The organism is Geobacillus sp. C56-T2 (assembly GCF_007829715.1).
Lineage (GTDB): Bacteria > Bacillota > Bacilli > Bacillales > Anoxybacillaceae > Geobacillus > Geobacillus icigianus.
Genome location: NZ_VJWB01000001.1, coordinates 2,193,184 through 2,213,113 on the forward strand (window position 1 = coordinate 2,193,184; position 19,930 = coordinate 2,213,113).

Annotated in this window: 23 protein-coding genes and 1 pseudogene; 6 read left to right on the forward strand and 18 right to left on the reverse strand. The window is 55.9% G+C overall.

Annotated features, from left to right (window positions below):
• Positions 1-5: 5 nt before the first annotated feature.
• The 7 genes from sleB to GC56T2_RS10920 form a co-directional block, all read right to left on the reverse strand.
• On the reverse strand, positions 6-800 hold the full coding sequence (gene sleB, locus GC56T2_RS10890) for a spore cortex-lytic enzyme (protein WP_144975122.1): 795 nt from the start codon (positions 798-800) through the stop codon (positions 6-8).
• Between the two features lie 83 nt (positions 801-883).
• A complete protein-coding gene (gene prsW / locus GC56T2_RS10895) occupies positions 884-1,561 on the reverse strand; it encodes a glutamic-type intramembrane protease PrsW (RefSeq protein ID WP_144975124.1) in 678 nt (225 codons plus the stop codon).
• 83 nt (positions 1,562-1,644) lie between these two features.
• A complete protein-coding gene (locus GC56T2_RS10900; protein ID WP_033021170.1) occupies positions 1,645-2,613 on the reverse strand; it encodes an asparaginase in 969 nt (322 codons plus the stop codon).
• Between the two features lie 77 nt (positions 2,614-2,690).
• The gene (locus tag GC56T2_RS10905; protein ID WP_144975126.1) at positions 2,691-3,671 is read right to left on the reverse strand and encodes a YpdA family putative bacillithiol disulfide reductase; all 981 of its coding nucleotides are present in this window, start codon (positions 3,669-3,671) and stop codon (positions 2,691-2,693) included.
• 87 nt (positions 3,672-3,758) lie between these two features.
• On the reverse strand, positions 3,759-5,030 hold the full coding sequence (locus GC56T2_RS10910; RefSeq protein WP_144975128.1) for a Glu/Leu/Phe/Val family dehydrogenase: 1,272 nt from the start codon (positions 5,028-5,030) through the stop codon (positions 3,759-3,761).
• A 322-nt stretch (positions 5,031-5,352) separates the two neighbouring features.
• Entirely contained in the window at positions 5,353-5,943 is a 591-nt protein-coding gene (locus GC56T2_RS10915; RefSeq protein WP_144975130.1) for a genetic competence negative regulator, read from the reverse strand.
• A gap of 159 nt (positions 5,944-6,102) precedes the next feature.
• The gene (locus GC56T2_RS10920) at positions 6,103-6,495 is read right to left on the reverse strand and encodes a hypothetical protein (protein ID WP_144975132.1); all 393 of its coding nucleotides are present in this window, start codon (positions 6,493-6,495) and stop codon (positions 6,103-6,105) included.
• A gap of 97 nt (positions 6,496-6,592) precedes the next feature.
• Between GC56T2_RS10920 and GC56T2_RS10925 the strand changes: the two genes are divergently transcribed.
• The 3 genes from GC56T2_RS10925 to GC56T2_RS10935 are packed head-to-tail and all read left to right on the forward strand — an operon-like array spanning position 6,593 to position 7,683.
• Entirely contained in the window at positions 6,593-6,823 is a 231-nt protein-coding gene (locus GC56T2_RS10925) for a spore coat associated protein CotJA (RefSeq protein ID WP_144975134.1), read from the forward strand.
• Positions 6,820-7,080, forward strand: coding sequence for a spore coat protein CotJB (locus GC56T2_RS10930; RefSeq protein ID WP_144975136.1), 261 nt, complete (start codon positions 6,820-6,822; stop codon positions 7,078-7,080). Before GC56T2_RS10925 ends, GC56T2_RS10930 begins: the two co-directional genes overlap by 4 nt.
• A 33-nt stretch (positions 7,081-7,113) precedes the next feature.
• Complete coding sequence (locus GC56T2_RS10935; RefSeq protein WP_144975138.1) at positions 7,114-7,683, forward strand: manganese catalase family protein; 570 nt, start codon at positions 7,114-7,116, stop codon at positions 7,681-7,683.
• Between the two features lie 171 nt (positions 7,684-7,854).
• Here the strand turns inward: GC56T2_RS10935 and GC56T2_RS10940 are convergent, their stop codons facing one another.
• The 5 genes from GC56T2_RS10940 to GC56T2_RS10960 all read right to left on the reverse strand — a co-directional run bounded on the left by GC56T2_RS10940 (position 7,855) and on the right by GC56T2_RS10960 (position 12,039).
• Positions 7,855-8,301, reverse strand: coding sequence for a YpbF family protein (locus tag GC56T2_RS10940; protein WP_144975140.1), 447 nt, complete (start codon positions 8,299-8,301; stop codon positions 7,855-7,857).
• Positions 8,302-8,384: 83 nt separating this feature from the next.
• Complete coding sequence (locus tag GC56T2_RS10945; protein WP_144975142.1) at positions 8,385-8,924, reverse strand: LysM peptidoglycan-binding domain-containing protein; 540 nt, start codon at positions 8,922-8,924, stop codon at positions 8,385-8,387.
• A 4-nt stretch (positions 8,925-8,928) separates the two neighbouring features.
• The gene (locus GC56T2_RS10950; RefSeq protein ID WP_144975144.1) at positions 8,929-9,513 is read right to left on the reverse strand and encodes a CPBP family intramembrane glutamic endopeptidase; all 585 of its coding nucleotides are present in this window, start codon (positions 9,511-9,513) and stop codon (positions 8,929-8,931) included.
• Complete coding sequence (locus GC56T2_RS10955) at positions 9,497-11,005, reverse strand: RecQ family ATP-dependent DNA helicase (protein ID WP_144975146.1); 1,509 nt, start codon at positions 11,003-11,005, stop codon at positions 9,497-9,499. Before GC56T2_RS10955 ends, GC56T2_RS10950 begins: the two co-directional genes overlap by 17 nt.
• On the reverse strand, positions 10,990-12,039 hold the full coding sequence (locus tag GC56T2_RS10960; RefSeq protein WP_144975148.1) for a YpbB family protein: 1,050 nt from the start codon (positions 12,037-12,039) through the stop codon (positions 10,990-10,992). Before GC56T2_RS10960 ends, GC56T2_RS10955 begins: the two co-directional genes overlap by 16 nt.
• Before the next feature lie 249 nt (positions 12,040-12,288).
• On the opposite strand from GC56T2_RS10960, the gene GC56T2_RS10965 reads away from it, so the two are divergent.
• From GC56T2_RS10965 to serA, 3 genes are all read left to right on the forward strand, one after another.
• Complete coding sequence (locus GC56T2_RS10965; protein WP_011231729.1) at positions 12,289-12,537, forward strand: ferredoxin; 249 nt, start codon at positions 12,289-12,291, stop codon at positions 12,535-12,537.
• A 217-nt stretch (positions 12,538-12,754) separates the two neighbouring features.
• Positions 12,755-13,258: an inorganic diphosphatase gene (locus tag GC56T2_RS10970; RefSeq protein WP_011231730.1), complete on the forward strand. Its 504-nt coding sequence runs from the start codon at positions 12,755-12,757 to the stop codon at positions 13,256-13,258.
• 221 nt (positions 13,259-13,479) lie between these two features.
• Positions 13,480-15,054, forward strand: a complete 1,575-nt coding sequence (serA, locus tag GC56T2_RS10975; RefSeq protein ID WP_144975150.1) for a phosphoglycerate dehydrogenase — start codon at positions 13,480-13,482, stop codon at positions 15,052-15,054.
• A 59-nt stretch (positions 15,055-15,113) separates the two neighbouring features.
• Here the strand turns inward: serA and GC56T2_RS10980 are convergent, their stop codons facing one another.
• The 6 genes and pseudogenes from GC56T2_RS10980 to GC56T2_RS11005 all read right to left on the reverse strand — a co-directional run bounded on the left by GC56T2_RS10980 (position 15,114) and on the right by GC56T2_RS11005 (position 19,925).
• Entirely contained in the window at positions 15,114-15,926 is an 813-nt protein-coding gene (locus tag GC56T2_RS10980; protein WP_144975152.1) for a histidinol-phosphatase, read from the reverse strand.
• Positions 15,927-16,324: 398 nt separating this feature from the next.
• Positions 16,325-17,446, reverse strand: coding sequence for a GerMN domain-containing protein (locus GC56T2_RS10985; protein ID WP_255516075.1), 1,122 nt, complete (start codon positions 17,444-17,446; stop codon positions 16,325-16,327).
• Positions 17,415-17,960 (reverse strand): RNA polymerase sigma factor SigX, encoded by a 546-nt coding sequence (gene sigX / locus GC56T2_RS10990; RefSeq protein ID WP_144975153.1) that lies wholly within the window; start codon positions 17,958-17,960, stop codon positions 17,415-17,417. The genes GC56T2_RS10985 and sigX overlap by 32 nt, the downstream gene beginning before the upstream one ends.
• A 193-nt stretch (positions 17,961-18,153) precedes the next feature.
• Positions 18,154-18,869: pseudogene (locus GC56T2_RS10995) on the reverse strand (ATPase).
• Positions 18,862-19,350 (reverse strand): ECF transporter S component, encoded by a 489-nt coding sequence (locus tag GC56T2_RS11000; protein WP_144975155.1) that lies wholly within the window; start codon positions 19,348-19,350, stop codon positions 18,862-18,864. The pseudogene GC56T2_RS10995 and the gene GC56T2_RS11000 overlap by 8 nt, the downstream one beginning before the upstream one ends.
• Positions 19,347-19,925 carry a cob(I)yrinic acid a,c-diamide adenosyltransferase gene (locus tag GC56T2_RS11005; RefSeq protein ID WP_144975157.1) on the reverse strand — a complete coding sequence of 193 codons (579 nt, stop codon included), beginning with the start codon at positions 19,923-19,925 and terminating at the stop codon, positions 19,347-19,349. Before GC56T2_RS11005 ends, GC56T2_RS11000 begins: the two co-directional genes overlap by 4 nt.
• Positions 19,926-19,930: the final 5 nt, after the last annotated feature.

Below are 19,930 nucleotides of genomic sequence, written 5' to 3' on the forward strand. Positions count from 1 at the left end.
TCCTTTTATTTACAGAAAATATGGTTCCCGATCCGCTTAATTTGCGGCCGGCTCCAAATCCAAGCGCTCGTCGCCGTCGCCGGGTTGAAATAATAAATCGCTCCGCCGGTCGGATCCCAGCCGTTAATAGCGTCCAACACCGCCTTTTTCGCTGTTTCGTTCGGCGTCAGCCAAATTTGTCCATCAGCGACCGCCGTAAACGCTCCCGGCTGGAAAATCACCCCGGCCACTGTATCCGGGAACGAAGGATGTTCAAGCCGGTTTAAAATGACAGCGGCCACGGCCACTTGTCCGATGTACGGTTCGCCGCGCGCTTCTCCGTAAACGGCGTTTGCCATCAACTGAATATCGTTTTGCGAAAATCCTTTAGGGACGTTGGACGCCGTCGCTTTCACCGTCCGTCCCCCTCCGCCGCTCCGCTTTTTCACTTGCTGGCTGAGCGGAATGCCTCCGTAGTGGGTGAAGTCGTTTCCTTGACGGATTTGTTCTTTGACAAACGACTCGTAATATTTCGAAGCTCTCACCAGTTTTTGCTTTGTCTCTGCACCGGCCAATCCATCGACCGGCAGGCCGTACTCATACTGAAAATTGCGAAGCGCCCAATACGTGCGCCAGCCAAACACCCCATCAATTTTGCCGTTGTAAAAACCGAGATACTGGAGCCGCGCCTGCAGCTCGATGACATCATCGCCAACCGCCCCGCGCTGGATCACTTGCGGCGAAAAGGCCGCGGCGTGGCCCATCGGATACAGCGCCGCCCATACACCGAGCAAAAACAGCAGAAACGTTTTCCTTGCCATCTGCAAACCTCCCGTCAGCACTTGCCGTTTTTATCCCTATTTTCCTTCGTTTTGCTCGTTTTATACAAAAAAAAGCCAAGCGATCACGCTTGGCTGTTGACGGACGGCAACGCTGCAGTTCGAACCGCCCCTTTCGCCTGTTTCACTTTGCGCAGCGCCACCCACCATAAAGCGAGCAGAAACGGCGCCATGTAGTAGCTCCATCGCTCTTTCGCGAGCAGCAGCCAATCATAGACGCCGTGGAGGAAAAACGGCAGCAAAAACGACAGCCATAAATAATAGCTGCGCTTTTGGCGGGCGAATTTCGCCTTGCCAAAGTAAAATCCCATGATGACAGAAAAGAGCGCATGGCTCGACACCGGCAGCAGCGCCCGGACGAACGCTGTCTCCACGCCGTTGGCCAACAAATACAGCAAATTCTCCAACGTCGCAAATCCGAGTGAGACGCTGGCGCTGTAGACAATGCCATCATACGGCTCGTCAAATTCGTCATCATCATACACAAAAAAATAGACGACAAACCATTTCACAAATTCCTCCAGCAACGCGGCGGAAAGAAACGCTTCGGCCATCGGCGACGAAACGATTCGCTCTTCGGCAAGCACGTACTGGATGAACATGATCGGAAAGACGAGCAAAGCGCCGAACAAAAACATGCGCAACACAAATGAGAGCGGTTCTGACTCATATTCATCGCGCAAATAAAAATAGCTGAGCAGCGCCACTCCGGGAGCAACGCCGGCGGAAACCAAAGAAAACATACCGATCCCCGTTTCTCTATCATTCTTATCTCTATCGTATCATGAAAGTTGGGGCAAAAAAAGAGAAATTGACAGCCATCCGCCTAAAAGGCGAACAAACCATCGAGCGGGGCATCGGAGGCGAGGGCGACGGCCAGCTTGATGCGCGCCTTTTTCGCATCGTAATCGCTGCCGAGAATGACCCCTTTTTTATGCAAATCATAGGCGCTGCCGAGATAGTCGTACGTCGTGTACACCGCTCCTTCTTCGGCGCTCGTCGTCACCACGACTTTGATCCCCATTTCAATGGCTTTGACGATTTCATCGACCATTTTGGGCGCCACTTGGCCGCGGCCGACTCCTTCGAGCACCAAACCGGCGACCCCGCTCTCGCGCGCAGCCCGGATGAACTTCCCGTCCGCTTCCAAATAACATTTCACAATATCGACGGGCGGGAGCGGGCGGATGAGTTGGTAATGTTCGCGGCGAACCGGCTTTTGATACACATGCACTTCATCGTTATCAATAATCCCCAAATAACCGAAACCAAACGCGTTAAATCCTTGAATGTTCGAGGCATGCTCTTTTTTTACGTATTTGGCGGCAAAAATGCGTTCATTGAACACGACGACCGTGCCCGTCCCGCGCAGCGGCTCGGCGCAGGCGGCGTAAACGGCGTGGCGGATGTTGATGTACACGTCGCTGCCCAAATCGGACGGAGCGCGCTGCGAACCGGTGACGACGATCGTCCGCGGGTCATCGATCGTCAAGTCAAGAAAGTACGCCGTTTCCTCAAGCGCATCCGTCCCATGGGTGACGACGATGCCATCGACCGTCGGATCGGCGAAATGCGCTTCAATCCGCTGTTTGAGTTCGAGCCAATGGGAAAACGTCAAATGCATGCTCGGCAATTGAAATACGCTTTCGACGATGATTTCTATATCATTTGGCAAATGGCACATCGCCGCCAACTCCTCGCCGCTTAACGCCCCTGCCCGGAGACGGCCGGAGCGCTCGCTCCGCTTGCTGGCGATCGTGCCCCCCGTCGTCAACAAAACGACTTTTCGTTTCATCCTATCGTTCACCTGCGCTTTCTATTTCCACTAAAGCCCCCACCTCCCCGCCGCGACAAGGCGGCAAGGTCGTCGCGTTAAGAAGACGCGCGCCGCTCACGACGGGCGAGGCAGGCAGCGATCGCCTCTCCATGGAATCGTCCGTTTTCAATAAAAATCTCATTGGCATTATTGCCCGCCGCGATCACGCCGGCGATAAACAGCCCGGGAACGTTCGTTTCCATCGTCTCGGGATCGTAATGCGGGCGGCCGCTTTCCGGATCGACGTGGACGCCGATGCTCGTTAAAAAGCGATGGTCGGGATGATAGCCGGTCATGGCGAACACAAAATCGTTTTTGATCGTTTTCGTTTCTCCGTCGACTTCATACACGACCGCGTCTTCGGTAATTTCTTTCACATGGGCGCGAAACTCCATGCGAATGACGCCTTTTTTGACGAGCGCATCAAATTCGGGCAAAATCCACGGCTTAATGCTCGGCGAATAGTCGCTGCCGCGATACAGCACGGTCACGCGCGCTCCCGCTTTCACCAGCTCCATCGCCGCATCGACGCTCGAGTTTTTCCCGCCGATGACGACGCAGTCGGTGTTGAAGTACGGATGCGCTTCTTTAAAGTAATGCATCACTTTCGGCAGCGCTTCCCCCGGCACGTTCATATAGTTCGGATGGTCGTAATACCCGGTGGCGATCACGACGTACGAGGCGCGATACTCGGCTTTCGACGTTTCCAGCCAAAACGTTCCATCTTGTTGGCGACGGACTGCTTTCACTTCCTCAAATGTGTTGACGCGCACGCGCTTGCGAACAACGACTTCCCGATAATAAGCGAGCGCCTGATTCCGCGTCGGCTTCCGGTTTTCGGTGACAAACGGCACCCCGCCGATTTCGAGCCGGTCGCTCGTGCTGAAAAACGTCTGATGCGTCGGGAAGCGATAAATCGTATGGACGATGTTGCCTTTTTCGATCACAAGCGGCGAAAACCCGGCATCCTGCAAAGCGATCGCCGCCGCCAACCCACATGGGCCGCCGCCGACGATGATGATCGTTTCTTCTCTCATGTTTTTGTCACCTCGCACGAAGCAAAAAATCCCCTATCTTATGATAGGGGATTTCGTGAAAGCTTGCAAACGTCAACGCTCGCCGCGTCATACCCAACCGCGGAATCGGCACGCTTCCGCCATTTTGCGGACGCCGACCATGTAAGCGGCAAGGCGCATATCGACGCGGCGCGTTTGCGCCATTTCGTATACGTTGTTGAACGCTTTGACCATCACTTTTTCCAGCCGCTGCTCGACTTCCTCTTCCGTCCAATAATAGCCTTGGTTGTTTTGCACCCACTCGAAATAGGACACCGTCACGCCGCCAGCGCTAGCGAGCACATCCGGGACAAGCAAAATGCCGCGCTGCGTTAAAATTTCCGTCGCTTCGAGCGTCGTCGGTCCGTTCGCCGCTTCGACAACGATGCTTGCCTTGATGCGCGGAGCATTTTCCGCCGTAATTTGGTTTTCGATGGCCGCCGGCACTAAAATGTCGCAATCGAGTTCAAGCAGCTCTTTATTCGAAATCGTGTTTTTAAACAGCTTCGTCACCGTGCCAAAGCTGTCGCGCCTCTCGAGCAAATAGTCGATGTCGAGCCCGTTCGGGTCGTACAGCGCGCCGTACACATCGGAAATGCCGACCACTTTCGCCCCGGCGTCATGCATAAATTTCGCCAAATAGCTGCCGGCGTTGCCGAACCCTTGAACGACGACGCGCGCCCCTTCAAGCAATAAGCCGCGTTTTTTCGCCGCCTCGCGGATGCAAATCGTCACCCCTTTGGCCGTCGCCGTTTCCCGGCCGTGCGAACCGCCGAGGACAAGCGGCTTCCCAGTGATGAAACCAGGCGAATCGAACTCGCGGATGCGGCTGTACTCATCCATCATCCACGCCATAATTTGCGAGTTCGTAAACACGTCCGGCGCCGGGATGTCTTTCGTCGGGCCAACGATTTGGCTGATGGCGCGCACGTAGCCGCGGCTTAGCCGCTCGAGCTCGCGGAACGACATCGTGCGCGGATCGCAGACAATGCCGCCTTTGCCGCCGCCATACGGCAAATCGACGATGCCGCATTTTAAGCTCATCCAGATCGATAGCGCTTTCACTTCGCGCTCCGTGACATCCGGGTGAAAACGCACGCCGCCTTTCGTCGGGCCGACCGCATCGTTATGCTGGGCGCGGTAGCCAGTGAAAATTTTCACTGTTCCGTCATCCATGCGCACCGGAATGCGGACCGTCAACACGCGAATCGGCTCTTTTAACAGCTCGTACACTTCCTCTGGATAACCGAGCTTCTCTAACGCTCTATGTATAACAATTTGTGTCGACGCCAGCACGTCGTATTGTTGTTCCTTTTCTTCCGTATGCTTATCGGCTGCCATACGTAAACCTCCTATAAGCTCGCTAGAATAGTTTGTCGCCTTCCATGTCATAGTATACACCTTCTGTGAGCGGATGCAAAGGAAAAATCATAAGAAGACGGCAAGCGTTCGGTGCGACATCATTTACGGCTGGAAACCTTCCAAGGCGCCCCCATCGGCTTTCATCAAGCGGCAGGCCAACGATGACGCGCTTCCTTGGCCCATTTTCGAATTCGGGTGTTTTTCGGCCGGCGCAACATATCGCGCGACAGAAACCGTGAGCACGTATAATCGTCACGAAAAAAGGGCGTCCCGATCCTTTTGGGACACCCTCTTGCCCGCCTCAGTGGGCGCGAAAATAACGGACGAGCTGCTCGATGGCGCGGTGTTCGATCAGCCGTTTTCCATACTCTTGCACACGGTGTATCGTAATCGTGGCCGGATTGCCGAACTCGGCCAGCAAGGCGACAAAGTTATCGAGCGGAATGGGAGGCTCTTGTGGAACATGCAAGTAAAAGCGGTCTTGATACGAATAAAGCGTGCCGTCAAGGCAGCCGACCGCATGCAGGCGATGAGCGAGCTGGATGACATCTTCGAACGATTGAAATTCGTAAAATATGTCATCGCTCTCATCGAGCGTTACTTGCATTTCGATATAATCGTCGGCGAACTCTTCTTCCATGTCATCGTAGTCGCCTTCGTTCGTAACGATAACGACCATGCCCTGCGCCGGTAAAGAGTACACTTCGACCGCGATCGATCCGTTCACTTCAAAGCCGAGCTCTTCGCTTGCTTCCTCGATCATATCGCGGAACAGCTGATGGACTTTCAACGTGTCTTTCCATAAATCGTCTTTGGTCAGCCCGCGGTCCAACAAATCGTCGAATGTCAGGAAAATTTTTATCTTGTTGTGGGTCAAGCGCTCCAGACGCATCGGCAACCCCTCCTTACCTACAGAGCCATCTCTTACCGTTATTGTATGTCACAACTGGCAATTGGTTCGTTTGTTGTTATTAATGAGTTTACATCGTTTCCCGGGTTTTAGACAAGCATTTTTTCTCGGTTGCTCCCCCGATAACCATACTTCCTCCTGCTAAAGCCGGCCGTCTTCAGTTAGCCAGCGTCCTCGTAACGTCATCATACCATAAAAGAAGGAAAAAGCGAAAAAAAGCGCCGCCAACCGCCAATGAAACTGAAACACCCAGTAAAAATGGCTAAGCGCCGCTATGCTTATCAACCACTCACCAATGCGAACCCGCCGTCCGGCCAACCAACTCACCGCCCCGGTCATCGCCCGGCGAAGCAGCGCGCCGTTCGCAGCGACCCCGAGAAAAAAACAGCCGAAAGCAAGCCATGATCTTAACGGGGAAAACAACAGCTGCGTCCAAAACAAAGTGGGAGAAAACGGCTCTAGCGGCGGGAGCCAATGCAAAAACAAGTAACTGCACAAGACCGCGACCATCGACGTCATCCATAACCGGCGCATAACTTTCCTCCGCGATTTTCTTGCACGGCAGACAGGCATGAGCCGCGGCGCGCTCACATACATATAGACTGTACTTTGCCTAAAAGGAGGAATTTCCTTGTTTACCACGCGCAAACAATACGAGCCGTACATCAGCCCGTTTGACCCCTGCCCGCCGATCCGCGTCAAAACGTACGTCACCGCTCCAAACTTGTACGTCGGGTTTCAACCGCCAAACTTGCCGCAATTCCCGCTTCGTGAAGCATTGAAGAAAGGAACGCTCTGGCAAGTGTTTTACGATCCGTATTACAGCCCTTACGAAATGAAAACCAAAGGTGATGGCTCATGAAGCAAATGCCAAAAGAGTATTACGAGCAGCTTGAGGAGCTGCAAGCCGTCGACTTCGCCCTCGTTGAGCTGACGCTCTATTTAGACACGCATCCGACCGACTACCAAGCGATTCAACAATTTAACCAACTCGCCCAAAAGCGGAAGCAGCTGAAAAAACAGTTTGAAGCCGCCTACGGACCGCTCGAGCAGTTTGGCCATAGCTATTCCAGCTACCCATGGAACTGGGACGACACGCCGTGGCCTTGGCAAGTATAATCGGCGCACCATGAACACAAGGGGGAACGAATGATGTGGATTTATGAAAAAAAACTGCAATATCCGGTCCGCGTCAGCACGTGCAACCCACGGCTCGCCAAGTACTTAATCGAACAGTACGGCGGAGCGGACGGAGAGCTCGCTGCGGCGCTCCGCTATTTAAATCAGCGCTATACGCTGCCGCCGAAAGTGATCGGGTTGCTGAACGACATCGGCACCGAAGAACTCGCCCATCTCGAAATGATCGCCACCATGGTATACAAACTAACGAAAGACGCGACGCCGGAACAGCTGAAAGAAGCCGGGCTCGAGCCGCATTACGTCGACCATGAGCGCGCCCTCTTTTACCACAACGCCGCCGGCGCCCCGTTTACGGCGACGTATATTCAAGCGAAAGGCGACCCGATCACCGACTTGTATGAAGACATCGCCGCTGAAGAGAAGGCGCGCGCCACGTATCAATGGATCATCAACATGAGCGACGATCCGGACTTAAACGACGGGCTCCGCTTTTTGCGCGAGCGAGAAATCGTTCACGCGCAGCGGTTCCGCGAAGCGGTCGAGATCTTAAAAGACGAGCGCAACCATAAAAAGCTCTTTTGACCGTCCGTCCCCATATCCCCGCTTTCCGCAGCAAGCAGGAAAGCGGGGATCCCTATCATCGGCGAGCGGCCTCCGCCGCGGCGCAAGAAAGCCTCCATCGTTTCCCGCGCTCGTCCGCAGTTCCGGCCGCCAAGCGCCGACAGCGGGGCCCAAGCGGACAGCAGGAGAAGATCAGCGATGTTCGTAATAGAGATTGATGTCATATTCGCGCTTCATCCATGCAAACACCTGATGGCGCTTGTTCCATTGTTCCTCCTCTTTCCATAAATCAATGCTTTTTTGGATAATTTCACAGCGGAGCGCGTGAAACTCCTCTTCCGCCTTTTCACTTTTTCCTTTATAATAAACAGCCGCCCAATACACGGTACATAGAAAAAGAAGGAACGATACGTGAACGGGCGCGGCAAAAAACCATGTGAACCGTTCGCTCCATGTGCCAAACGCCGCCCCGTTGAGCACTATATAAAGAGAGAAGACAGCCAAGCCGGCAAAAGCCGCCACCTGCAAGAGCAATGTTCTTTTTTCTAAATATTCCCACTTCCTTTTCCGCTCGATGACCGCGAGCAACATTTCTTTCGTCACTTCGTCAAGGGAAAATTCAGCAGGAAAATGGGCCATGGCGCTCCCCCCTTCCTTGTCCTCTTTATTGTCCATCCTATGCAGCAGCAAATGAGGGTAGAACCGAAAGGGGGACGCCGGCCCTAGTTTTCTGACGGCTGCTCCTCCTGTTTTTCGGCAAGCGGAATGCGCAACGTCTGTCCCGGCTGCAGCCGGTTTGAGGACAACCCGTTTTCCTTTTTGATCATGTCCATGCCGCTTGGCGTCCCGTAATATTTCATGGCGATGCTGTAGAGAGTTTCATTGGCCGCCACGACGTGGGTGATCGTCTTGCGGCTGCCGGTTGAGCCGCCCCGCTGCTCGCCCGCCGGCCGTTCATCCTGCCTTGCCGTTGACGGAGACAGGATGTCTTCGTTGTCCGTTTCGCGGATGATGCGCACCGTCTCCCGGCTGCTGTTTTCGTCATGGCGGACGATCGCCACCGTCCCCGACTCGGATTGGACGTGATGAAGCGCGAGCACCGCCGCCGGCAGCGCCAAAAACAGAAACGTCAGCAGGCGAGCAGGGATGTATTTTCGTTTTTGTTCTTCTTTTTGCCGCCGCCGTCTCAGGCGGGAAGACGGCGCACGTTCCTCCGATTCCGACCGCCGTGTTCGGGCGGAGCGCCCCGGTGTCCGTTCCATCGCTTCACTCCCTTTCCTCCATCCCCCGGTGTAAGCAAATTTCGAGGGCAAGCACAACGTCAATCAAAAAATGGGCCGTGACGGTAACCCACAGACTGCCGGTTTGCTCGTAAAGCACGCCAAGGAACAAACTGAGCAGAACGACCAGCAAAAACAAAAACCATTTTTCTAAGTAGCGAACATGCAGCAGCGCAAAAATGGCGCTCGCCGCCCAAAGCCCCCAATGCGTCTGCACAACACCGCGAAACAGCCACTCCTCCGCCAGCGCGATGAGCGCACATAAAAAAACGATGTGCGGAACCGACCGCCGGCGGAAAATTTTTTCGTTCACCCCGCCATCGTCATACCAGTCATTAGGCAAACAGCGCATGGCCCAAAACTCGACAGCGAGCACCGCCGCCGCTCCGCCCGCTCCGTAGATCAAGACATCGTCGGCAGCAAACCGCCAAAGCCGGCGCCACTCCGCCCCGTCAAACAACAACAGCGAAGCGATGCCGGCAGCCGCCAGAAGCAGCGCTTGCGTCAAGTAAAGATGAAACAGCACTTCGCGGTCGGTCATATGACGAATTTGTTCACTTTGCCGCTTCATGGGGAGGCCTCCCGCCCAAAAATAGATTCCACAGCTCCTCGCGCCAATCGCGAACAAAAACGGCCGTCTGACGGCTCTCGCGGCCTACATAGTCGTCGAGCGACAAGCCGCAGCGGTCGCAACAGCGGTCCGGGCGGACGGCCAACTCTTCGCCGAACGCATGAACAAGGCGGGAGCGGCGGCACGAAAGCTCGTGCACCCATCCTTCCATCTCCCGGACTTTTTTCCGTTTCCACCGGCGCCGCTCTTCCACAGCGGCCGCCACCCGTTCGCCAAGCAGTGCCGGCGCCCCAAAGACGAGCGACTGCTCCCGTTCTAAAACGTACGATAAAAGCCGTTTTTGTATGTCAGTAAACCGACTCGTTTCTACCCATACACGAAAACGATCCAATCCCGCCCCTTCCGGCAGCCGACGAAACCACTCACGCAGCTCGTGCGGATGGGGAAGCTCCGCTTCGGCCACCGCTTGGGCCAACGCTCCATCGCCATCGGCGTAAAACAGCACGGCCAAACTGGGCGCGCCGTCACGACCGGCCCGCCCGATCTCCTGCACGTACGCTTCCAGCTGCGCCGGCATATGAAAATGCAGGACAAAGCGGACATTCTCTTTATTGATGCCCATGCCAAATGCGCTCGTGCAGCAGACGAGATCCAACTGGCCGTGCAAAAATTGCTGCTGCACGAGCAGCCGCTGTTCCCCATCCATGCCGGCGTGATAGTAAGCGACCCGCCCGGCCCCGCTCCGTTCGAGCCGCCGCGCGATCTCTTCCGCCCCTTGCCGGCTCGAGAAGTAGATGATGCCCGGGCCTTTGAGCCGCTGCGCGTATTCGATGATCCGCTCCGCCTTTTCTTCCGGCGAACGGCAATGCTCAACCTTTAAGGCGATGTTCGGCCGATCGACAGAATAAATGTGGCGTCTAGCCTCCCTCATCCCGAGCGTGCGGATGATGTCGTCGCGCACTTGCGGCGGCGCTGTCGCGGTCAGCGCCAGACACGGAGGGTTCCCAAGCGCGCGCCGAACGTCCCCGAGCTTTAAAAAGTCGGGACGGAAATCATAGCCCCATTGCGAAATGCAGTGCGCTTCATCGACGACAAAGAGCGAGACAGGGGCGCGTCGCAGCGCGGCCAAAAACGAAGCCGACTGGAGCATCTCCGGGGAAGCGTAAATAAAGCGAAAATCGGCCAGCGAGGCAAGCGCCTGTCCCTTTTCCTCCTCGTCGAGCAGGCTGTGAAAGGCGATGACTCGCTTTTCCCCGCGCCGGCGCAGCTGTTCGACCTGATCTTCCATGAGCGACACAAGCGGGGAAACGATGAGCACCCGGCCGGGCCGCACGTAAGCCGGCAGCTGATAACAAAGCGACTTGCCGCTCCCGGTCGGCAGCATTGCCAACACATCGCGCCCGGCCAGCACATCGTCGATCACTTCCCGCTGCCCCGGGCGAAACGAATGATGTCCAAACTGCTTGCGCAGCGTGTTCACGATTTCATCCAACGTCCCACTTCCTTTGCCAATACAAGACGAATTTCAAAATAGCTGACCGCTCCGCCAAGCGCCTCGCGAATTTGCTTTAGCTTGCGCGTTCCGAGCGTCTTGGCCGCCGCCTGAACCGCCGCGGCTTTCTCGGAGGCAACAAACGGGGCGATCGAAAAAGCGGGCACATTGGCGGCGATTTCGACAAGATGGTCTTCAATCGTGCTCCGCTTCAAACGGCGAATGGCGGCGATTTCCTCGATCGTTTTTCCTTTTTGCAGCCATTCGTACGTTTTTTGCGCCGATTGGGTCAACGCCACCGGCGCCAAGCCGTCCATCAGTTCGGCCAGCGCTGGGGAGCGCCCCGCTTCCGCCTCTGCCATGATGTAATGAAGCGCATCGCGAAATAGAAATTCGACATACAGCGCCTCTTTTTGCAGATAGGCGGCGATTTGCTCGGCCGTCCAGCCGATGCGGTCCGCGCTCGTCAACCGCAGCGTAAACACGATCGCCGCTTCTTCTGAAACGGCAGCAAGCAGCCGGAGAAGCTCTTCGTACAACTCTCTCGCCAGCGCGGCGCGGCCGCCTTTATCCATCAAGTAGCGCTTCACCCAGCGAAGCGTCCGTTCATCGCGGCAAATCGGTGCAAACCGCCGGCCGGCGTTCAAGTTCGACAACGTCTGTCCAATGAGGGAAAGCCGCTGCCAAAACGGCAGTTCCACCTCGTGGTAGCGCCAGCCGTTCATATGACGGGGAAAAAGCGCCTCCCGCTCGGAAAGCCACCCCTCCCCCGCTTCGGTCAGCCGGTACGCCCGATCCCCGACCGCCCTGGCAAGCCGCCGTTCAGCCAGCCAGCCCGCCGCCGCTTCAAGCGAAGACATCGTCACGTTTTTCCACGCGCCAAAAAACGGTTCAAGCTGAAACCATTTGCTGTCTTGGAGCGTCTGCGCCGATTTTTTTCCCGAAAACAAATGATACGAAGCCGCCAGCGTCCGCTCGCCGCGAAACTGGCGAAGACACCAGGCGAGCAAAAACGACGCATAACTGTGCTGCATGGCCCTTCCTCCCTGTCTTTATTGTAGCAAAAAAAGCGGGCCGATCGGCAAAAAATCGCGTCGTTGACATTTCCACCACATGATAACAAAATTAAAGAAGATGCATATGTGTAAAAATACAAGCGAGCGATTTTTTTTATTGAAAAGCCGGCGGGACGGTCTTATTATAAAAGTGAAACGTTCATTTCCGAGCAGGCAACACGGAGATGGCCCGTCCGTTTCCAATAAACTTGGGGAGGTTCGATGTTTATGCCAAAGTATACGATTGTGGATAAAGAGACGTGCATCGCCTGCGGAGCGTGCGGCGCCGCCGCCCCGGACATTTACGACTACGACGAGGACGGCATTGCCTATGTCACCCTCGATGACAACCAAGGGATCGTCGAAGTGCCGGAGATTTTGATTGACGATATGATGGACGCCTTTGAAGGCTGTCCGACCGAATCGATTAAAGTCGCGGATGAACCGTTTGATGGTGATCCGAACAAATTCGATTGACATTCACGGTGAGCGGAATCGCATCTTTCTTGCAAAGGCCTGTGGATCGCCCCCTCTTGCCTTGGCGGCAGGAGGGGTTTTTTGATGCCAGCGTGAAAAAATGGTTCATCACAAGTGGCGCATCTTGGGCGAACGTGCTACAATAAAATTGGCTTGTCCGCCGCCGACCGGCGGACAAGCTTTCATGTATACATAACGAACAAGGGAGGAACGGGTCATGGCATTCGAAAATAAAATTGTCGAAGCGTTTATCGAAATTCCAACCGGCAGCCAAAACAAATACGAATTCGACAAAGAGCGCGGCATTTTCAAGCTCGACCGCGTTCTGTACTCACCGATGTTTTATCCGGCCGAATATGGCTACTTGCAAAATACGCTGGCGCTCGACGGCGATCCGCTTGACATTTTGGTCATCACGACAAACCCAACGTTCCCGGGCTGCGTCATCGACACGCGCGTCATCGGTTATTTGAACATGGTCGACAGCGGCGAAGAGGACGCGAAATTGATCGGCGTTCCGGTCGAAGATCCGCGCTTTGACGAAGTGAGATCGATTGAAGACCTTCCGCAGCACAAACTGAAAGAGATCGCCCACTTCTTTGAACGCTACAAAGACCTGCAAGGCAAGCGGACGGAAATCGGCACATGGGAAGGCCCGGAAGCGGCGGCCAAATTGATCGATGAATGCATCGCCCGCTACAACGAGCAGAAAAACAAGTAATCCGTTCAACACCCCATTTCGCCAAACGCCGTTTTTCTATTTCCGAACAATTTTGCCCATATCGTTTGATATGGGCGCTTTTCTTTTTCCAAACCCGAACATTCCTGATCAAAAAAACGTTTTCATTTGTATGACTTCTTTTTCCCCCATTGACAGAAACCGCTTTCCCGTGTTAAATTATCAGAAATTTAACATCCTTGAAACAGAAAGGGGCACCTACTGTGTTTCGCGTACTCGTTTCTGACGCCATCAGCGAAGAGGGGCTGGCGCCGCTCCGCGCATCGGCGCACATTAACATCGTGCAAAAGAAAGTGAGCGAAGCGGAAGAGGAATTGCACACATTTGACGCTTTGCTCGTGCGCAGCGCCACCAAAGTGACCGAAGAACTATTGGAAAAGATGCCGAACTTACAAATTATCGGCCGCGCCGGAGTGGGCGTCGACAACATTGATGTCGATGCAGCGACGAAACGCGGCATCGTCGTCATCAACGCGCCAAACGGCAATACGATTTCGGCCGCCGAGCATACCTTTGCCATGATGGCCGCGCTTGTCCGCCGCATCCCGCAGGCGCACATTTCCGTCAAATCCCGAGAGTGGAACCGCTCCGCGTTTGTCGGCAATGAGCTGTTTGGCAAGAAATTGGGCATCATCGGCTTCGGCCGCATCGGTTCGGAAGTCGCCAAACGGGCGCGCGCCTTTGGCATGAGCGTGCACGTGTACGACCCGTTTTTAACAAAAGATCGGGCCGAAAAACTCGGCGTCTCCATTCATTCGCTTGATGAAGTGCTGGCTTCCGCCGACATCATCACCGTCCATACACCGCTGACAAAAGAAACGCGGGGGCTCCTTGGCGCGGACAACTTGGCGAAAACGAAAAAAGGAGTCTATCTAGTCAACTGCGCCCGCGGCGGCATCATCGACGAACAAGCGCTCATTCCGTTTTTGGAAAACGGCCATGTCGCCGGCGTCGCCCTCGACGTCTTTGAACAAGAGCCGCCGGGCGATCATCCGCTGCTTTCGTTTGACAATGTGATCGTCACGCCGCATTTAGGGGCGTCAACGGTCGAAGCGCAGCTGAACGTCGCCACCCAAGTCGCCGAAGAGCTGCTCCACTTTTTTGAAGGACGGCCGGTCACCTCGTCGATCAACTTGCCGGCGTTGTCGAAAGATGTCTATGAAAAAATTCAAGCATTCTATCATTTAGGCCGGAAGCTCGGCTTGATCGCCTCGCAGTTTATGAACATCCCGGTGCAAGAGTTGTCGGTCACCTACGCCGGCACGGTCGCCGATCTCGAGACGACGTACATCACCCGCAGCCTGCTTGCCGGCTTCCTGCGGCCGCGCGTCGCCTCTACGGTCAACGAGGTGAACGCCGCCATGATCGCCAAAGAACGCGGCATCACATACGGGGAAAAATTTTCCGATGAAACGCACGGCTATGCCAACTGCATTTCCCTCACCGTCCACGGTGAAAACAAAACGTTCACCATCAAAGGGACGCACGTGCCGAACTACGGGGACCGCATCGTCCACTTTGACGGCGTCGCCATCGACTTCGCCCCGGAAGGCCATCTGTTGTACATTCAGCACCAAGACCGGCCGGGAATGATCGGCAAAGTCGGGAACGTGCTTGGGGCGCACGATGTCAACATCGCCACCATGCAAGTCGGGCGGCAAGAGGCCGGCGGAAAGGCGATGATGATCCTCTCGCTCGACAAACCGGTGGATGAGGCGGTGTTACACGCACTGGCGCAAATTGATGATATTGAGACCGTCAAACGGCTTGAGGCGTAGCCATAAAAAACGCAGGCTTCCGAATTTTGAAGCCTGCGTTTTTCACCATATCGTTTCACTTAACCGAGCGGCACCGCCTTCCGCTCGCCTTTCGAGAACGTCATGAGCTCGGTATAGCCGATGTTGCGGGCGAGTTCCACCGCTTTGTCAAAATCGGCGCCGACATGTTCCGGCACGTGCGCATCGGACGATAATACGATCGGAATGCCTTTGTCATAGCACATTTTCAACAAGCGCGGATCCGGATACAGTTCGCCGACCGGTTTGCGCAACCCCGCGGTGCTGATTTCCACACACGTTTTCGAATTGGCGAGCGCGGTGGTCGCTCGGTCATATTGTTCAAGCAAAAACTCTTCGTCCTCTGGGACGTACTTGAAAATTTTTACCAAATCCAAGTGGCCGATAATATCAAACAAATTTGACTCGGCGAGCGTCACAACTTGATCGAAATATTTGCGATATGTATCGTACAAATCACGCCGTTCCCACTCGTGGCGGTACTCGACTAAATCGATGCCGAAATCGTCGACCCAATGGATCGAACCGATGACATAGTCAAACTCGTACGAGCGGATGAAGGCAGCCATTTCCTCATGTTTGCCCGGCGTATAGTCCATCTCGATCGACATCTTGACATCGATGCCCGCATCCCATGCTTCGTGAAACAGGCGGACATAATCGGCCATATCGTAGCAGCGGCGCGCTTCGACCCACGGGTTCGACAAAATGTTTTTTGTCTGATAAAAGTGATACGCGTGCTCAGAGATGCCGAAGTGCTGAATCCCTTTCTTGGCTGCCTCATCGGTGAACTGGCGCAAATAATCGAGCGTCAACGTCCCCCGCTCCAAATGGTTGTGATAATCCGTCAACATTTCCGTTTCCCCTCTCTTGCTGTTTTTCTCATTATAACGCAGCAACGCAAGAAAGGACAACCATTGGTTGAATATTCAGGCTTCAGCCGTTGGCGCCGATGAGAAAAAGCAGGCCGACGCATGCCGCTACGCCGGCGACCGCTAAAATTCGTCTTGTCACATCCCCCATGGTCATCCCTCCTTTTTCATCCCCTGCTCCGCGTGCTGGCGCGGACCGAAGCTCCTCACAACGGCTAAGCCGCCTCCTGCGCTCAAAAAGAGGCTTGGCAAATCGAGAAGAGAGCCGCGCGGTGACGACATCTTCCTCTCACACCATATAAGTCTTATGTCAAAACGATCGGCGCTAGAACAGAACCGCGCCGCCATTTACAAAACGATAACAAAACAGCGCCACCCCGCTACCGCCCTGCTGCCGCCACTACTTCCGGGTTCGGCCCCGGCGGCACGGCGATTCGCTCTCCAAGCCGATACGAACCAAGGGAGGAACGGCCAGCGGCGGCCAGCGTCACGTCATGTATTCCAAACTCTTTGGCCGTCAGCAACATCGCTTCCACCATGCGCGCTGCGTCTTGGGTGTCAAGCGAAACGGACACGCGGAGGCGGATCGTCGCGTGGCGTTCATCCACCTTCACTCCGGTGATCTCTACCCCTTGCGGAACAGCCGGTTCCAGCCCGCTTCCCCCCGGCTTGGTCATCCGCTGCAGCGCCTCAAGAAGCGTCGAGGCGTCGCTCGGGGCTGGAATGAGCACGACGGCTGGAAACGAAGACGTACGGCTAATATAATACATTCGTTTTTGCCCACCGATTTTTGACAGGTGCAACCGCCCCACCGCCGGCAAATTCAATCCTTCTTTCCCGGCGGTGAAAAAGTGGAGGCGCCGTCCGCCCATTTGCCGCACCGTCTCCGTCACCGCCGCCAAAAAAAGTTGCTGTTCTTTGCCGCTGGCCGCAAACACACGATGCCCGGCCGGAACGTCCACCGCCCATGTGCGCCCGTCCTCCGCTTCCGGCACCACGGTAACGCCATCGAACCAGCGAGCCGCATCGCGAAGCCGAGTGCGGCTCAATTCATCGATGGCAGCCGCCACCCGCTCCGCCGGGGCAAGCCGGTCATCGAGCGGCACCGCGACCGGCACCACAAAACCGCCGCGCCGGTCGGGCAAGGCGATCACCGCCACGGTTTCGTTTTGTTCCGCCGCCTTTGAAGCCGCATCCGCCGTCATCATCATTTCCGCCGGCGCCGAAGCGCTATTGGTCGGCGTCATTTCCGCCGGCGATGCGGCCTTCTGTTTCTCCTCATGCTCCGGCGCGATCCACCGCTGGCCACCGAGCGCAACGGCGATCAACACCGTCGCTACCGCCGCTGCCGCGCGCCACCGACGTTTCCAACGCGCCTGCTGAGCGCGCCGCCATTGCTGATAAATGTCTTCTTTGGAACGGCGGTCTTTCACGGTCGGCATCTGCTTTAACCCATGTTCAATGCACTGCTCACTCCACTGAAACTTTTTCACATGCCCCACCTTCCCGTTCCGCCTCTTCCTCCATATAGTGCTTCAGCGCCTTCAAGGCGCGGTGCTGTGTTGTTTTCACCTTGCTTTCCGTCCAGCCGAGCGCTTCCGCCGTTTCGGCGATCGACAACGACTGGATGAAACGAAGCACCAGCACGAGCTGCTGATCGAGCGTACAGCGGGCCAAACAACGGTACAGCTGCTGAATTTCCTCGTTTTGAATGGCGAGTTCCTCAGGCAGCGGACCATCCGCGCTGATTTGTTCCTCGCTCCAATCCGCTGCCCCCACCCACTGACGGCGGCGTTTTTGCTTGCGGAAAAAATCGATCGCCACATGGCGCGCAATGGACAGCAGCCACGTTTTTTCGCTGCATTGCCCTTGAAACCGCTTATATGAGCGAAGCACTTTGACGTAGACTTCTTGGACTAAATCTTCGGCCTGCTCTCGATTCCGCACCATGTAAAACAAAAAATTAAACAAGTCATCGTGATATTTTTCATACAACTGCTCAAAGACGGGGTCCATCGTTTCTCTCCCCCTATCTTCCCCATGGACCACGGCCATTCGTCTGCTTTTGACCATCGGGCGGCCCCCGTACGAAAGCGGCGGCATCGCCTTGTTTCGCTTGACAGCCGAACCAAAAAAAATCCCATTATCTTCATGATAACGGGTGACGATGAAAAAGAAAACCACTTTTTGCACAGAAATGGGGGCATGGCTACCGTTCGGCAAACAACGGGAAAAAGAGCCGCCCAGCTTGCTGCTTCAGCTTCGGTTCGCCAACTGGGTCATAGCTGATCAGCACGGCGGTGGCCGGTCCCCCGGATGAAAAAAGCGACAGCGGACACGAACAACTGCGGAAGCGGAGGCGATTGGCAGCCAACAGCCCTGTCCATTCGTAAAAATACCTTTCGATCCGATCGGCACGAGCTCATACACATGGGGCGAAACAAGCAGCTCGGCGAAAAGGGAAAGCGGCAGCACCCATTCGGGTTGGGCCAACACCGCAGCCCCGACGAGCGGGCGGCCGATCACGGCAAACCGCGCCGTCTCCGGCGTCATCCCGATCCGCTTTCGCTGGCTGGCCACCGTTCCGAGCGCCGTCACGCCAAGCGCCGACTGCACGGTTGGAAAGTTGGATTCCGTACTGCCGGTGATCGGGAGGGAAAGAGCGAGCTCTCGGCCTGCCCGCTCAACGCCGCGGCAAAGCGCCTCCCAACGGTCGTCGGCGATGAAATTTTGCAGCACGACCGCCCTCGCTTCGGCCCCGACGCTCAACAGCTCCAGCAAAGCGACGCGGGCGGCGAAATAGGCAACGACATCAGCCGGAGCAGACACGGCATCGCCCGGCTTGTCTCCGACCGCCGCTGAACCATCGGCGGCAACGGCCAACTCCACGCCGTCCGCCAGCGGTAAAAACAGCACATCACGCATGCGGCACTTTCCCCCTTGCTTTTCCCGCGACACGCTCGACAGACGGGATGACCGCCGTCGCGACCAAGACATTGATGAGCGCCGCTATCGACAGCGGCGGAATGACCGCCAACACGAACGACCAACCGAACGAAGCGGCCAGCGGCAGCGGGGCGAAACAAGCGTTGCCAATGATAAAGATCGCGGCGCTTCCCATTTTCCAGCCCCGCTGATAGAGCAAGGCAAACAGGGCGCCAAGCGCGGCCATTTCCAACGCAATCAGCCAATGAAACGGTCCGAGCGGCCAACCGCCGAGCCACGCGGAAATCAAATGCCCGATTCCCGCCACCGCCGCCCCGGCACGCGGACCGAGGATGGCTGCGGCGACAAGAGCCGGAGCGCTATCTAAGGCGATGCTGCCGACAAACGTTGGCAGCTTGATGAACGACCCGACGGCGGACAACGCCAAACAAACGGCCAGCCATGCCAAGCGACGGCTCATGGTGTCTCCTCCTTGTCACGAAACACGATGGCGCTTCGTTCGTACTCGACATCGTTCACCCCTAACCGCGCATTCACAACCCGCGCGGCGGCGAACAAATAGTCGGATAGGCGGTTCATATATTTGAGAACCACATCGTTGATCGGCTCGGCTTTTTGCAAAGAAACGATGCAGCGCTCCGCTCGTCTCGTCACGGTGCGCGCCATATGAAGCGCCGCCGCCCCCTTCGACCCGCCCGGCAAAATGAATTTTTGCAACGGCGGCGCTTCTTGGACATACGCGTCAATGCGCGCCTCCAAACGAGCGACCATCTCATCGTTCACTTTATACGGCAGCTTGCCGTTGACAATGGCTAAGTCGCCGCCGCAGTCAAACAGCTCATGCTGGATCGTTTGCAGCTCGGCGCAAAGGTCGCGAAACCGTTCATCACCCACAAGCAAAGCCAACGCCCAACCGATCACCGAATTGGCCTCATCGATCGTCCCGTACGCCTCGACGCGCAAATGGTCTTTGTCGACGCGCCCGCCGACTAGACTCGTTTTTCCTTGATCTCCTGTCCGTGTATACAGCCTCATTCGCC